The following is a 12,509-nucleotide window of genomic DNA, read 5'->3' as shown; positions in this document are numbered from 1 at the left end:
CTAAATCCGGGGCTTTTTTGCAGTAAAAAAAGTATTTTTTATACTTATGAAAGCGGAACCTTTGTTAATAAACCTAATTTGGTAGCGCTTGCATGATAATTTTATTGAAATGAAGCCACGAATAAAAATACACCTCAAGGAGATAATTAACAGTAATGTTTCTCCTTGGGAGGTAATCACGGTGACCCGAAACAAAGTCGAGATTTGTGGTGTAGATACTGCAAAGCTTCCTGTATTAACTAATGCAGAAATGCGCGAATTATTCGTTAAATTACAGACCCTTCATGAACGGTCGGCCAGAGAGAAGCTGGTGAATGGCAATCTGAGACTGGTGTTGAGTGTGATTCAACGCTTCAACAATCGAGGCGAATTTGTAGATGATCTGTTTCAAGTGGGATGTATCGGACTTATGAAGGCGATAGATAATTTTGATTTAGGCCAAAATGTTAAATTTTCTACCTACGCGGTACCGATGATCATTGGTGAAATCCGCCGTTATTTACGAGACAACAATCCAATCCGGGTATCCCGATCATTGCGGGATATCGCCTATAAAGCTTTACAGGTGCGTGACAGTCTGACGAATCAAAATTCACGCGAACCGACCATTTATGAAATATCTGAAGCCCTGAATGTTCCAAAGGAAGATGTCGTATTTGCTCTGGACGCGATTCAGGACCCTGTATCTTTGTTTGAGCCGATTTATCATGATGGCGGCGACCCGATCTATGTGATGGATCAAATTAGCGATGATCGGAATAAGGATGTGTCATGGATTGAGGGAATAGCCCTGCGTGAAGCAATGCACAAGCTGAATACCCGGGAAAAGATGATTTTGTCCATGCGGTTTTTTGATGGCAAAACACAGATGGAGGTAGCCGACGAGATCGGCATTTCGCAGGCTCAGGTATCACGTCTGGAAAAATCGGCAATATCCCAAATGCAAAAGTATGTCAAAAACTAATCGCTTGTCCGAATCGCCTAATATGGAAGGGGAGCTTTCCCTCCAGCCTCTCTGCTGAAATCAGCAGGGAGGTTTTTTTGTGGAAGATGACATTTTGCCCAAGTCTCACATATAGTAAATAAAAGAGATCAACAATCCAATGAATACGTGGTGGTTACAACGTGAAAATATCAGATTTTCAAACCAAGGACGTAATCAATATTGTGGACGGAAAGAAGCTCGGGCAAATCAGCGATTTGGAGCTTGATCTGCGCAATGGGACTATTGAGTCAATCGTTGTGCCTAACAGCGGCCGTTTTTTTGGCTGGTTTGGGGGTTCGACTGACGTTGTGATTCCTTGGAAAAATATCGTGAAAATCGGAATGGATGTTGTGCTGGTCAAAATTGATGATGTTCGCAGCTTTCGCCAAAAAGAAGAGCCTGAGGCATATCACGAATTTAATCAACAATATCGGGGACAAGGCTAATAAAACGAATGAATATGCGAAGTTACGCTCGTATAAGGGGTGCTGTTTGGTGCGGCTTCGTGTATACTGAAAGAAAGTGGATAAAAGTTGTCAAGCCTGCAGGATTGTTACACTCACCGAAATGGATAACTGACAGATTGACGAAGGGGGTTTTAATACTATGGAGCCGTTCGTGCCGGAGCAAGCTCATAATGGGTGCGAATTGTTGTTAATACGCAGCTGGATGGAACGCGACAGCGGACTTACAGCCGGTTTCACCTCGCGTCATGGAGGCGTTAGCAGCGGTGAGTTTGGCAGCTTGAACTGCGGTCTGCATGTTGAGGATATACATGAAGATGTCGTAACCAATCGTCATAAATTAGCGGAAGCTCTGCACGTTGATTTACAGCAGTGCACGTATGCGGAGCAGGTTCACGGAAACAAGGTGTTGAAAGTAACACGGTCGCATGCCGGGGCAGGTATCGATTCGCGTGAACGAGCGATTCAGGCAACGGATGCTTTTATAACTAATGAGTCTGGACTGTTTCTGCACGTGATGTTTGCTGACTGTGTGCCCCTGTATTTTTACGATCCGGTGGGGCGTGTGGTCGGACTAGCTCATGCGGGGTGGAAAGGGACTGTACTTCAAATAGCAACTCATACGTTGAACCTTATGCATCAGGAATATGGAACGAAAGCAGAGCACGTAATGGCTGCAATAGGCCCGTCGATTCAAGGCTGCTGTTATGAGGTAAATGATACTGTGGTCTCGCAATTTAGCTCGCTCATGCAGAAGTTAGACATATCCAATACAGAAGCAGATGGAAACATCCCTATCTATGAAAGCAAACAAAATGGAAAATACAACTTAAACTTGCAACAAATGAACCGACAAATTATGATAAAAGCAGGAATTATGCCATCCCATATCGAAATGAGTAGTTTATGCACAAGCTGCCGCTCCGATATCTTTTTTTCTCATCGCAAAGAAGCGGGGAAAACAGGCAGAATGGCTGCCTGGATTGGTTTGTATGAATAGAGGTGACCTCCCGTTTGAAGCTGAATCAGCATATTGAATTTGTAGAAGATAAAGTCAAGCAAGCATGTGACCGTGCGAATAGAGACCGTCAAGATGTTCAGATCATTGCTGTAACTAAGTATGTTTCACTTGCGACCACAGGTGAGGCCATCCGTTTGGGGATGAACCATATTGGGGAAAACCGTTGGCAGGATGTTCAGCCCAAGTGGGAAGCATTTCATGATCAGGCAGTGTGGCATTTTATCGGGCATTTGCAAACGAACAAGGTAAAGGATGTCATTGGTAAATTTGCTTACATTCATTCGTTGGACCGGCTATCCTTAGCTACCGAAATTGAGAAGAAGGCTGCTGCTCAGAGTCTGACTGTATCCTGCTTCATCCAGCTGAATGTATCCGGGGAAGAGACCAAATATGGATTGCCTCCTGAGGAGCTGACCTCTTTTGTTGACAAGCTGCGAGATATGCCGCATATCCGAATAGTTGGCTTAATGACGATGGCGCCCTATGAAGCAGAGCCTGAATCGACCAGACCGGTATTTCGTGAGCTTCGTCGTCTGCGGGATGAATTAAATCGTGAACAGGTATTGGGTTATGAAATTGAGCATTTATCTATGGGCATGTCCAATGATTTTGAAGTCGCTATCGAAGAAGGCGCAACCTGGATACGCCTCGGAACCGTATTAGTAGGAAAAGAATAGCCGCGCAGTATGCTTACGAAGTAAGTTGTATACGAAAACTATAAAGTGATGCTTACGAAGACAGTTTTCTACGAAAACTATAAGGAGGAGATTTGTGATGGGTGTGATGAATAAGTTTATGAATTTTATCGGGATTCAGGAAGAAGAAGAGATTACGGAACGTGAGCATGTCACTGAGCATGCTGAAGAACATGAAACCAATCCCGTAGAGCAACGTAAAAATAAAGGAAACATCGTCAGCATACATTCAGCCAAGCAGGTCCGAGTTATACTGAATGAACCAAAGTCCTATGAGGATACACAGGAAATTGCCGACCACTTGCGTTCACGCCGCCCAGTCGTTGTCAATCTTCATTTGGTTCGCCCGGATCAGGCAACCCGTATTGTTGACTTTTTAAGCGGTACCGTCTATGCGCTCAATGGTTCGATTTCCAAAATTGGTCCTAATATTTTTCTGTGCACACCGGACACGGTTGAAATTCATGGCTCGATTTCGGAAATACTGAATAACGAGGGCTAGCACCAACCACATTTTAAATCGAGGTGAATCGTTTGTTTGCTATTGTTGGCTACGTTAACACACTTATTGAAATCTATACATACATGCTGATCGCCTACGTGCTGTTATCATGGCTGCCTAGTGCAAAAGAAAGCTTTATCGGTGAAATATTGGGCAAGCTGTGCGAACCGTATTTGTCCATTTTTCGTCGGTTTATTCCACCTATCGCCGGAGTTATCGATATCTCGCCGATCGTTGCGCTGATTGCTTTACGCTTTGTTGGGCAAGGTATTGCAGCTGTCCTGTTGTTTTTTATTAAGTGATGGAAAAGAACAGGGAACCAGTATACACTCACTTCCATCCGGATGAGCATCGTTTTGTGGATAAGGCTGCCGAATGGATTGCACGCGCGGAGCAGCACATGGTTAAACTAACCGATTTTCTGGACCCAAGGCAGGCTTTCATTTTATCTACGCTTGCAAATCGAAGTCTGGATATCCATATCCGGTTTGATGGTGGACATGAGCAAGCAGAACGAAAGAGAGCTTTTGTAGCGCCTGAATACCGCGCATTGGATAAAGAGGAAATGGGAATCAGCTTGATCTCTGTATCTTCATTAGACAATAAGCTGAAGGATCTGGACCATGGTGATTACATGGGTTCGATTCTGGCGCTCGGTATGAAGCGGGAGAAAATCGGAGATATTTATGTAACCGATCAAGGCTGTCAGTTTATCGTGGCATCGGAAGTAGCTGATTATATGCGGCTGAATTTGCAGCAGGTGCATCGCGTGCATGTTCAGACTCAACAGCTAACACTTGACCAACTGCAGGTGCCACCAACAAGACTTGAAGAAATGACGCTGTCTGTGGCTTCACTTCGTCTGGATGGTATCGTCAGTGACGTATATCATCTGAGCCGTGCCAAAATCCTGATTCCCATTAAAGCGGGACGCTGCAAGCTGAACTGGAAGCAGGAAGAGGATCCGAGCAAGCCTTTAAAGTCTGGTGATGTTATCTCCTTACAGGGCTTTGGGAGGTTTCAGGTACTGGAAATAGAAGGTGTCACGAAAAAAGGAAGATATCGGTTAAGAATCGGCAAATATGCGTGATTGCCGATTTTTTTTGTTAAAATTTTCAGGTTTTTTTAGATAAATGAAGGAAATAACGAAGGTGTCGTCGAATATAGCAATACGCGTCGGACAGCAGGTCTCGGAGATTTCCGGACTGATGTCAAATTTTCAGGAGGTGCAGCAATGGCTTTAACACCGTTGGATATACATAATAAAGAATTTGGCCGATCATTCCGAGGTTATGATGAAGATCAAGTAAACGAGTTTTTGGACCAAATCATCAAAGATTATGAGGCAAATATCCGTGAGAATAAGGACTTGCAAAATCAGCTGGCTGCGATCCAGGAGCGTCTTAATCATTTTTCCAGTATTGAAGAAACCTTGAGCAAGACCATTATCGTGGCTCAGGAGGCTGCCGACGAATTAAGGAACAATTCCAAAAAAGAAGCGCAGCTCATTATAAAGGAAGCCGAGAAAAATGCGGACCGGATTATTAATGAATCTCTGACCAAATCCCGCAAAATTTCTGTGGAAATCGAAGAGCTCAAAAAGCAGGCTTCGATCTATCGTACCCGCTTTCGCACACTGTTGGAAGCACAGCTGGAACTGCTCGGTCAAGAGGATTGGAATGCTATGGAACGGATCGAAATTGAACAAGCTTAAGTTGGCTTGCCTATTGCAAAATAAACTGCTACAATGATCACAAAAAGCGATGAGTGGGAAGAGTAGGTTACGTACGCAAGGAAAAGCGAGTCGGGGATTGGTGCGAGCCCGATCTTTGCAGTAATGGAAAATCACCCAGGAGCATTCTCTTGAACCCGCAGTAGAGAGGATCGGCTAATCCCGTTAACGATTATTGAGTGAAGGCTATTGGGCTGCAAGCCGAAGATTTCTGAACGGAAGTCTGGCGACAGCTGCAAGTCTTAATCAGGGTGGTAACGCGAGGCTTCTCGTCCCTATGGGGATGGGAGGTTTTTTTGTATATAACGAAGGAGATGAACATGAATGGATTATGGTAAAACATTAAACCTATTACAAACTGATTTTCCGATGAGAGGCAACTTGCCGCAAGCGGAACCAGGCATGCAGCAGCATTGGGAAGACATTGATATTTATAGCAAGGTACAGGAGAGCCGGAAGGGAAAACCCAAATTTATTTTGCATGATGGACCTCCTTATGCGAATGGCGATATTCATATTGGACATGCGTTGAACAAGGTACTTAAAGATATTATTGTACGCTTCAAAACGATGCAGGGCTACGACGCTCCTTACGTTCCAGGATGGGATACACATGGTTTGCCGATTGAGCAGGCTGTTGCCAACAACGACAAAATTGACCGTAAAAAAATGAGCGTTCATGAGTTTCGCGAATACTGTAAGGACTACGCACTGCAATCGGTTGAACGGCAGAAGGCGCAATTCAAACGCTTAGGCGTTCGCGGCGATTGGAACAATCCTTATATTACACTACAGCCCAAATACGAAGCTCAGCAGATCCGCGTATTTGGTGAAATGGTGAACAAAGGCTATATTTATAAAGGACTTAAGCCGGTCTATTGGTCCCCCTCCTCGGAAAGTGCGCTAGCTGAAGCAGAAATCGAATATCAGGATAAAACGTCTACCTCTGTGTATGTCGCTTTTCAAGTGAAAGACGGTAAAGGCAAGCTGCCTGAGGATGCTTCGATTGTGATTTGGACGACGACACCTTGGACGCTGCCTGCCAATCTGGGTATTTCTTTGCATCCTGATTTTGAATATGTGCTTGTCGAAGTGGAAGGTAAAAAGTATGTGGTGGCTCAAGGCTTGCTCGAAGCCGTATCCAAGGAAATTGGCTGGACGGATGTTAAGGTATTGTCGCAAATTAAGGGCAGTGAGCTTGAGCATGTGTTGTGTCAGCATCCGTTCTACGATCGGATATCACTTGTCATGGTAGGAGATCATGTCACACTGGAAGCGGGTACGGGTTGTGTACATACCGCGCCGGGTCACGGGGAAGATGACTTTGTGATCGGCCAACGCTACAATCTTGGTGTGCTGTGTCCTGTTGATGATCAAGGTCATTTTACGGCAGAAGCGCCAGGCTTTGAAGGAATGTTCTACGATAAGGGCAATAAAGTGATCACTGAAATGCTGAAAGAATCAGGGCATTTGCTGCATATGAGCTTGATCCAGCATCAATATCCGCATGATTGGCGGACAAAAAAGCCGGTTATTTTCCGTGCTACCGAGCAGTGGTTTGCATCTGTAGACAAGTTCCGGGAAGAAATGCTGGAGGAAATCAAAAAGGTAAAATGGACTCCCGCTTGGGGCGAGGTTCGTCTGCATAACATGATCGCAGATCGTGGCGATTGGTGCATTTCACGTCAACGGGTGTGGGGAGTACCGATTCCGATTTTTTACGGACGAAACAGCAATGTGCCGCTCGTTAATAAGGAAACGATTGAGCATGTGGCTCAAATTTTTGAGCGTGAAGGCTCCAATGCCTGGTTTCAAAAGGATGCATCCGAGCTATTGCCGGAAGGTACGGTTTGCCCAATAAGCGGGGATACTGAATTCCGTAAGGAAACCGACATCATGGACGTATGGTTTGATTCGGGCTCCAGTCACGTAGCTGTTCTTGAAACAAGAGACGAGCTGGAATGGCCCGCAGATCTGTATTTGGAAGGTTCTGATCAATATCGCGGCTGGTACAATTCTTCTTTAATTACGGGTGTTGCTGTGCACAGACAGTCGCCGTATAAAGGAATTTTGAGTCATGGGTTTACGTTGGATGGTGAAGGGCGTAAAATGTCCAAATCACTGGGCAATACCATTGACCCTAATAAAGTATGCGACAAGCTGGGCGCCGATATTTTACGCCTGTGGGTTTCTTCGGTTGATTACCAATCCGATGTGCGCATTTCGGACAATATTTTGAATCAAATTACGGAAGTGTATCGCAAGATTCGGAACACGCTGCGTTTCCTGTTGGGGAATTTATCTGACTTTAACCCGACAGCAGATCGTGTGGCTCCTGACCAAATGAATGAGCTGGACCGTTTTGCACTGGCACGTTTAAACCGGATGACAGACCGTGTTATCAAGGCATACGACGCTTATGAATTTCATATTGTGTATCAGTCTGTACACCATTTCTGCGCAGTGGAGATGAGTGCTTTTTATCTGGACATTATTAAAGACAGACTTTACGCAAGCGCCCCGTCCGATTCGGGTAGAAAAGCAGCGCAAACCGTATTATATGATGCCTTGACGGTAATAACTAAATTAATTGCTCCGATTTTGCCGCATACCGCGGATGAAGTATGGAAGTACATTCCAGGTACTGAGTTGGACAGTATTCAACTAAGCGAGCTGCCTGAAGTGGATGTGACGCTGTTCGATGAAAAGATGGAATCCAAGTGGGAGCAGTTTATCGATGTTCGTGATGATGTTCTAAAGGCTTTGGAGGATGCACGTAAGGAAAAAATGATCGGAAATTCGCTTGGTGCAGCCGTTCATCTGTATCCTAATGCGGAGCAGGCACAGCTATTAGCCGACTTAGAGCAATTGGAGCAATTATTTATTGTTTCTGCCGTTGAGGTTCATGAGGCTGGAGCAACGGCACCAGAGAGTGCTCGTTCATCAAAAGGGCTGTCTGTGCAGGTGAAAGTAGCTGAGGGTGAAAAATGTGAGCGCTGCTGGAATGTTACCAAGGATGTGGGTCTGGATGCGGAACATCCGACCTTGTGCAAACGCTGCGCGGAAGTTATCAAGCTAAGGGTAGAGGTATAACTAGAAAATGGACTCATCCCGGCAGCAGAAGGAAAACAACTCTGCCAATGGGATGAGTCTCATAAGAAAGTCTGGAGGAATGGGTTTGAGCGGACATCAAACATTGCCGGATCGGAAGCTGATGGAAAGTATCCATAAGCAAGTGACCAAGATTGCAAATCAGATGGAACGAACCCAAATTGCCGATTATGTGGATCTGCTCAACAGTCCGCGTAAGCTCATTTTCTCGAATTTACTGGCTGGTTTAGCAAGAGGTGTCGGGATCGCGATTGGCTTTACTGTGTTTGCTACGACGATTCTGTATGTTCTTCAATTGTTGGGCGCCTTGAATTTGCCAATAATCGGAGACTATATAGCTGATATCATCAAGCATGTCCAATATCAATTGGAGGGAAGAACTTATTAGTTAAGTGAGATCCGTATACGTATCATCTTCGCTATCCTGCGGGTCAAGCTCTAGCAAACCTTCACCTTCATTGTTATGGATATACTCGTTATAGGCTCGATTTCTGATCAAAGTAACGTGTTGACCATATATATCCGTTGCCAAAAAGCTTTCAAAAGCTTCCACGTAGCCAACCTGCTCGTCAGCTTCAATTTCCATGTCGTTATAGTTATTAGAAATGTTGGGGTTGTCTGCCATAGCCGGTGAATTGGAGCTGCCCCAGCTTTCAACGATTTGCCAGGCATCTTCGCCATCAAATTCGGTTTCCTTATCAAGTTCGTCCAGACTTGTTCTGCCGAACGGCGGGGCCAGAATATCTTCTTCAACCGGACGATATTCCATGTCAGGAGCGTCAGGAACGTGTTTTTTGCAATATAAGGTAGTAGGCACAGCCTCTAGTCGTTCAAAAGAAATAGGAGCGCCACAGCTCTGGCAGATGCCATATTGACCCTTGTCGATTCGTTCCAGTGCTTCTGCAACTTGGGTAAAATGACTTTCCAGGTTAACGTTTAAAGCTATATCTTTACTGCGTTCAAACATTTCTGACCCTAAATCGGCTGGATGATTATCATTAGTCGATAGCTCGCCCGTCTGATCACGAAGGGAGTCGGAGAGACCAAAATGGCTGTTGCTTTCTCTCTCGTTCTGCAGCCATTGTTTTTCTTCAAGTAAAATTGAGCGTAACGATTGCAATTGCTGAGAGCTGATTGGATGAGGATCATGAGTCATCAAGTACGCCTCCTTTGAAAGCATTGCTGCTATTTTTTGCAGAAACGAAGTTTTTTACATAGGTAAATCATGGGTGTAAGGCGTAAATCTGGAGCAGGAAGCGAAAAAGGAGCTGTAGCGTTGAGATATTATTTATATGCGTTAGTGGTATTGATTTTGGATCAGGTCACCAAATGGCTGATTGTGAATCGATTGGAATTAAATGAAGCAGTTTCGGTGATTGGTGAATTTTTTCAAATTACGTCACATCGGAATCGCGGTGCTGCTTTTGGCATTATGCAGGATCAACGGTGGTTTTTTATTGTGATCACGTTGGTTGTCGCGACTGGAATTATTATTTATCTTCGCAAAAGCTATAAAGAGGGCAAAAAGCTGCTGCCTGTTGCACTAAGCCTGCTATTGGGTGGAGCTTTGGGGAACTTTGTTGATCGGGCTTTATTCGGTGAAGTGGTCGACTTTCTGAAATTTCGTTTCCAATTTAATGGTTTTGGTAGCCCTGTTGACTATACCTATCCAATTTTTAATATTGCGGATTCAGCGATCTGCATTGGTGTAGCACTCATTTTTATCGATTCCATCATCAGCTGGAGAAAAGAAAAGAGAGGCGCGTAAGTTATGTCTGTTTCTGAACAAGAAGAATTGGAGAATCGGAAAGAATGGATTGCAGAGGCTCAGGATCAAGGCGAACGGGTTGATAAATTCGTAACTGAAGCGTCTGATGAGGACGTATCCCGCAGTCTGGTCCAGCAATGGATCAAGGACGGTCATCTGAAAGTTAATGGTGTACCTGTTAAGGCGAATTATAAGCTGTCGACAGGAGACCATCTGGAGCTGATGACACCTGAACCGGAAGAATTGAATCTGACAGCTGAGAACATTCCGCTCGAAGTGGTTTACGAGGATGGAGACATGATTGTCATCAATAAGCCAAGAGGGCTTGTTGTTCATCCAGCTCCTGGCCACTACAGCGGCACGTTGGTTAACGCATTGCTGTACCATTGTCAAGATTTATCCGGGATTAATGGGGTGATGCGCCCTGGAATCGTCCATCGAATTGATAAAGATACCTCTGGATTGCTGATGGCTGCCAAAAATGATTCAGCGCACCAGTCATTGGCCGCGCAGCTTAAGGAACATACGGTGGTCAGAAAATATTTGGCCGTAGTTCACGGAAATGTGACGCATGAGCAAGGTACGGTGGATGCACCAATAGGCAGAGACCCTTTCGATCGTAAATTGTATACAGTAACAGAGCGCAACAGTAAGAAGGCGGTAACACATTTTGCTGTGCTTGAACGTTATGGTGATCATACCTTGCTGGAGCTCAGGCTTGAAACCGGCAGAACCCATCAAATTCGGGTGCATATGAAGTTTATTGGTCATCCGCTTGTAGGAGATCCTGCTTACGGGCCTTCCCGCGGCAAAGGTGCGACGATGGATGGACAAGCGCTGCATGCCGCCATACTTGGCTTCACACACCCAAGAACCGGAGAGCATTTACAGTTTGAAGCGGAAATTCCTGTGGATATGCAGCATTTGATCCATATTTTGAAAAATCGCTAAGATTGGGGAGACGACAATGGAACATTTGATCAATCCCGGTGTGAAGGATATTCAAATATCGGGAATCCGAAAAATCGCTAATCTGGTTAGTCAGATTCCGGATGCACTTTCTTTAACCATCGGTCAGCCGGATTTTCCGACACCTGATCATATATTGCAGGCCGCCAAGCTGGCGATAGATGCACATAAAACGACTTACACGGCAAATCCAGGGCTTCTGGAGCTTCGCCAAGCGGCTGCTGCTTTTATGCGGAACAAATATAGTATGCACTATGCATCGGAATCAGAGATTATCGTCACTACCGGAGCAAGTCAGGCGCTGGATATTACGTTAAGGACGATTCTGGAGCCTGGCAGTGAAGTGTTGATTCCTGGGCCGATCTATCCAGGTTATGAGCCTTTGATTCGATTGTGTGGAGGCGTACCGATCTATGTGGATACACGGAGTCATGGTTTTAAACTGACAGCTGAGCTGTTAGAGCCTCACATTACGGACAAAACCCGCTGCATCATTTTATGTTATCCATCTAATCCGACGGGAAGGGTTCTGAGTAGTCAAGAGCTCGCAGATATTGCAAGTCTTTTGGAACAAAAATCGATTTTTGTTATTTCTGACGAAATTTATAGTGAGCTGATTTACGATCAACCCCATGTTTCGATCGCTACGATTCCTTCCATGCGCGAGAAAACGATTGTCATTAACGGATTATCCAAATCGCACTCGATGACCGGTTGGCGGATCGGATTTGTTTTTGCACCGGAGTATGTGGCTAAGCATATGGTTAAAGTGCACCAGTACAATGTGACATGTGCAAGCTCGATCAGCCAATATGCGGCGCTGGAGGCTTTGACGAACGGTGTGGATGATGCATTGCCTATGAAGGAAGCTTATATGCAGCGTAGAGACTATGTGTACAATCGCTTACTGCAGATGGGATTCGAACTGGAAAAGCCCGAGGGAGCTTTTTATTTATTTCCATCGGTTGAACGTTTCAAGCTATCCTCAATGGACTTTACAATGAGGTTGCTGAATGAGCATAAGGTTGCTGTTGTGCCTGGGGACGCATTTTCCATCTATGGAGAAGGCTACATTCGGATATCCTATGCTTATAGTATGGAAGTTCTTGAGCAAGCGCTGGACCGTATGGACGGTTTTGTTCGCAAAATGTAAATAATTAAGCTCCTTGTACCTGTTAGGGTGTAAGGAGCTTTTTATTTAACAATCGTCGTCAAGCTTGTCTTGCTATGATATGATGGAAATGTCAATCATCTAAATTGTA

At 44.9% G+C, this 12,509-nt stretch carries 14 protein-coding genes and 1 other annotated feature; of the genes, 13 read left to right on the top strand and 1 reads right to left on the bottom strand.

What is annotated here, in order from left to right; translation table 11 throughout:
• Positions 1-181 precede the first annotated feature (181 nt).
• The 10 genes from sigG to LRL21_RS00460 all read left to right on the top strand — a co-directional run bounded on the left by sigG (position 182) and on the right by LRL21_RS00460 (position 8,898).
• On the top strand, positions 182-964 hold the full coding sequence (gene sigG / locus LRL21_RS00505; protein ID WP_076227444.1) for an RNA polymerase sporulation sigma factor SigG: 783 nt from the start codon (positions 182-184) through the stop codon (positions 962-964).
• A 161-nt stretch (positions 965-1,125) separates the two neighbouring features.
• The gene (locus LRL21_RS00500) at positions 1,126-1,431 is read left to right on the top strand and encodes a YlmC/YmxH family sporulation protein (RefSeq protein WP_240413802.1); all 306 of its coding nucleotides are present in this window, start codon (positions 1,126-1,128) and stop codon (positions 1,429-1,431) included.
• A gap of 160 nt (positions 1,432-1,591) precedes the next feature.
• Positions 1,592-2,449, top strand: a complete 858-nt coding sequence (gene pgeF / locus LRL21_RS00495; protein WP_240413801.1) for a peptidoglycan editing factor PgeF — start codon at positions 1,592-1,594, stop codon at positions 2,447-2,449.
• Between the two features lie 14 nt (positions 2,450-2,463).
• Complete coding sequence (locus LRL21_RS00490) at positions 2,464-3,147, top strand: YggS family pyridoxal phosphate-dependent enzyme (protein WP_240413800.1); 684 nt, start codon at positions 2,464-2,466, stop codon at positions 3,145-3,147.
• Between the two features lie 97 nt (positions 3,148-3,244).
• Complete coding sequence (locus LRL21_RS00485; RefSeq protein ID WP_240413799.1) at positions 3,245-3,667, top strand: cell division protein SepF; 423 nt, start codon at positions 3,245-3,247, stop codon at positions 3,665-3,667.
• Between the two features lie 23 nt (positions 3,668-3,690).
• The gene (locus LRL21_RS00480; protein ID WP_372237337.1) at positions 3,691-3,969 is read left to right on the top strand and encodes a YggT family protein; all 279 of its coding nucleotides are present in this window, start codon (positions 3,691-3,693) and stop codon (positions 3,967-3,969) included.
• Complete coding sequence (locus LRL21_RS00475; protein WP_240413798.1) at positions 3,969-4,757, top strand: YlmH family RNA-binding protein; 789 nt, start codon at positions 3,969-3,971, stop codon at positions 4,755-4,757. Before LRL21_RS00480 ends, LRL21_RS00475 begins: the two co-directional genes overlap by 1 nt.
• A gap of 144 nt (positions 4,758-4,901) precedes the next feature.
• The gene (locus LRL21_RS00470) at positions 4,902-5,381 is read left to right on the top strand and encodes a DivIVA domain-containing protein (protein WP_240413797.1); all 480 of its coding nucleotides are present in this window, start codon (positions 4,902-4,904) and stop codon (positions 5,379-5,381) included.
• 40 nt (positions 5,382-5,421) lie between these two features.
• Positions 5,422-5,679 (top strand) — a binding site (T-box leader).
• A gap of 44 nt (positions 5,680-5,723) precedes the next feature.
• On the top strand, positions 5,724-8,492 hold the full coding sequence (ileS, locus tag LRL21_RS00465; protein WP_240413796.1) for an isoleucine--tRNA ligase: 2,769 nt from the start codon (positions 5,724-5,726) through the stop codon (positions 8,490-8,492).
• 79 nt (positions 8,493-8,571) lie between these two features.
• Positions 8,572-8,898 carry a DUF5665 domain-containing protein gene (locus tag LRL21_RS00460; RefSeq protein ID WP_420832417.1) on the top strand — a complete coding sequence of 109 codons (327 nt, stop codon included), beginning with the start codon at positions 8,572-8,574 and terminating at the stop codon, positions 8,896-8,898.
• On the opposite strand, the gene LRL21_RS00455 is transcribed toward LRL21_RS00460, so the two are convergent.
• On the bottom strand, positions 8,899-9,666 hold the full coding sequence (locus LRL21_RS00455) for a TraR/DksA C4-type zinc finger protein (protein WP_240413795.1): 768 nt from the start codon (positions 9,664-9,666) through the stop codon (positions 8,899-8,901). It lies immediately after the preceding gene.
• A 120-nt stretch (positions 9,667-9,786) separates the two neighbouring features.
• Between LRL21_RS00455 and lspA the strand changes: the two genes are divergently transcribed.
• From lspA to LRL21_RS00440, 3 genes are read left to right on the top strand one after another with little or no spacing between them, the layout of a single operon-like run.
• Complete coding sequence (gene lspA / locus LRL21_RS00450) at positions 9,787-10,278, top strand: signal peptidase II (protein WP_240413794.1); 492 nt, start codon at positions 9,787-9,789, stop codon at positions 10,276-10,278.
• 3 nt (positions 10,279-10,281) lie between these two features.
• On the top strand, positions 10,282-11,229 hold the full coding sequence (locus LRL21_RS00445; RefSeq protein WP_240413793.1) for an RluA family pseudouridine synthase: 948 nt from the start codon (positions 10,282-10,284) through the stop codon (positions 11,227-11,229).
• Positions 11,230-11,245: 16 nt separating this feature from the next.
• Positions 11,246-12,400, top strand: coding sequence for an aminotransferase A (locus LRL21_RS00440; RefSeq protein WP_240413792.1), 1,155 nt, complete (start codon positions 11,246-11,248; stop codon positions 12,398-12,400).
• The last annotated feature ends 109 nt before the right edge of the window (positions 12,401-12,509 follow it).

This window comes from Paenibacillus periandrae (genome assembly GCF_022458865.1).
In the GTDB taxonomy this organism is placed as follows: Bacteria; Bacillota; Bacilli; order Paenibacillales; family NBRC-103111; genus Paenibacillus_S; species Paenibacillus_S periandrae.
This window is presented reverse-complemented; position numbering and strand designations above follow the sequence as displayed.

Bases quoted from the DNA above. Each gene is read 5' to 3' on its own strand.
- LRL21_RS00475 (WP_240413798.1), top strand. From the start codon at position 3,969: ATGGAAAAGAACAGGGAACCAGTATACACTCACTTCCATCCGGATGAG.
- LRL21_RS00460 (WP_420832417.1), top strand. From the start codon at position 8,572: ATGGGTTTGAGCGGACATCAAACATTGCCGGATCGGAAGCTGATGGAA.
- LRL21_RS00445 (WP_240413793.1), top strand. From the start codon at position 10,282: ATGTCTGTTTCTGAACAAGAAGAATTGGAGAATCGGAAAGAATGGATT.
- LRL21_RS00470 (WP_240413797.1), top strand. From the start codon at position 4,902: ATGGCTTTAACACCGTTGGATATACATAATAAAGAATTTGGCCGATCA.
- pgeF (WP_240413801.1), top strand. From the start codon at position 1,592: ATGGAGCCGTTCGTGCCGGAGCAAGCTCATAATGGGTGCGAATTGTTG.
- LRL21_RS00455 (WP_240413795.1), bottom strand. From the start codon at position 9,666: ATGACTCATGATCCTCATCCAATCAGCTCTCAGCAATTGCAATCGTTA.
- ileS (WP_240413796.1), top strand. From the start codon at position 5,724: ATGGATTATGGTAAAACATTAAACCTATTACAAACTGATTTTCCGATG.
- LRL21_RS00440 (WP_240413792.1), top strand. From the start codon at position 11,246: ATGGAACATTTGATCAATCCCGGTGTGAAGGATATTCAAATATCGGGA.
- LRL21_RS00485 (WP_240413799.1), top strand. From the start codon at position 3,245: ATGGGTGTGATGAATAAGTTTATGAATTTTATCGGGATTCAGGAAGAA.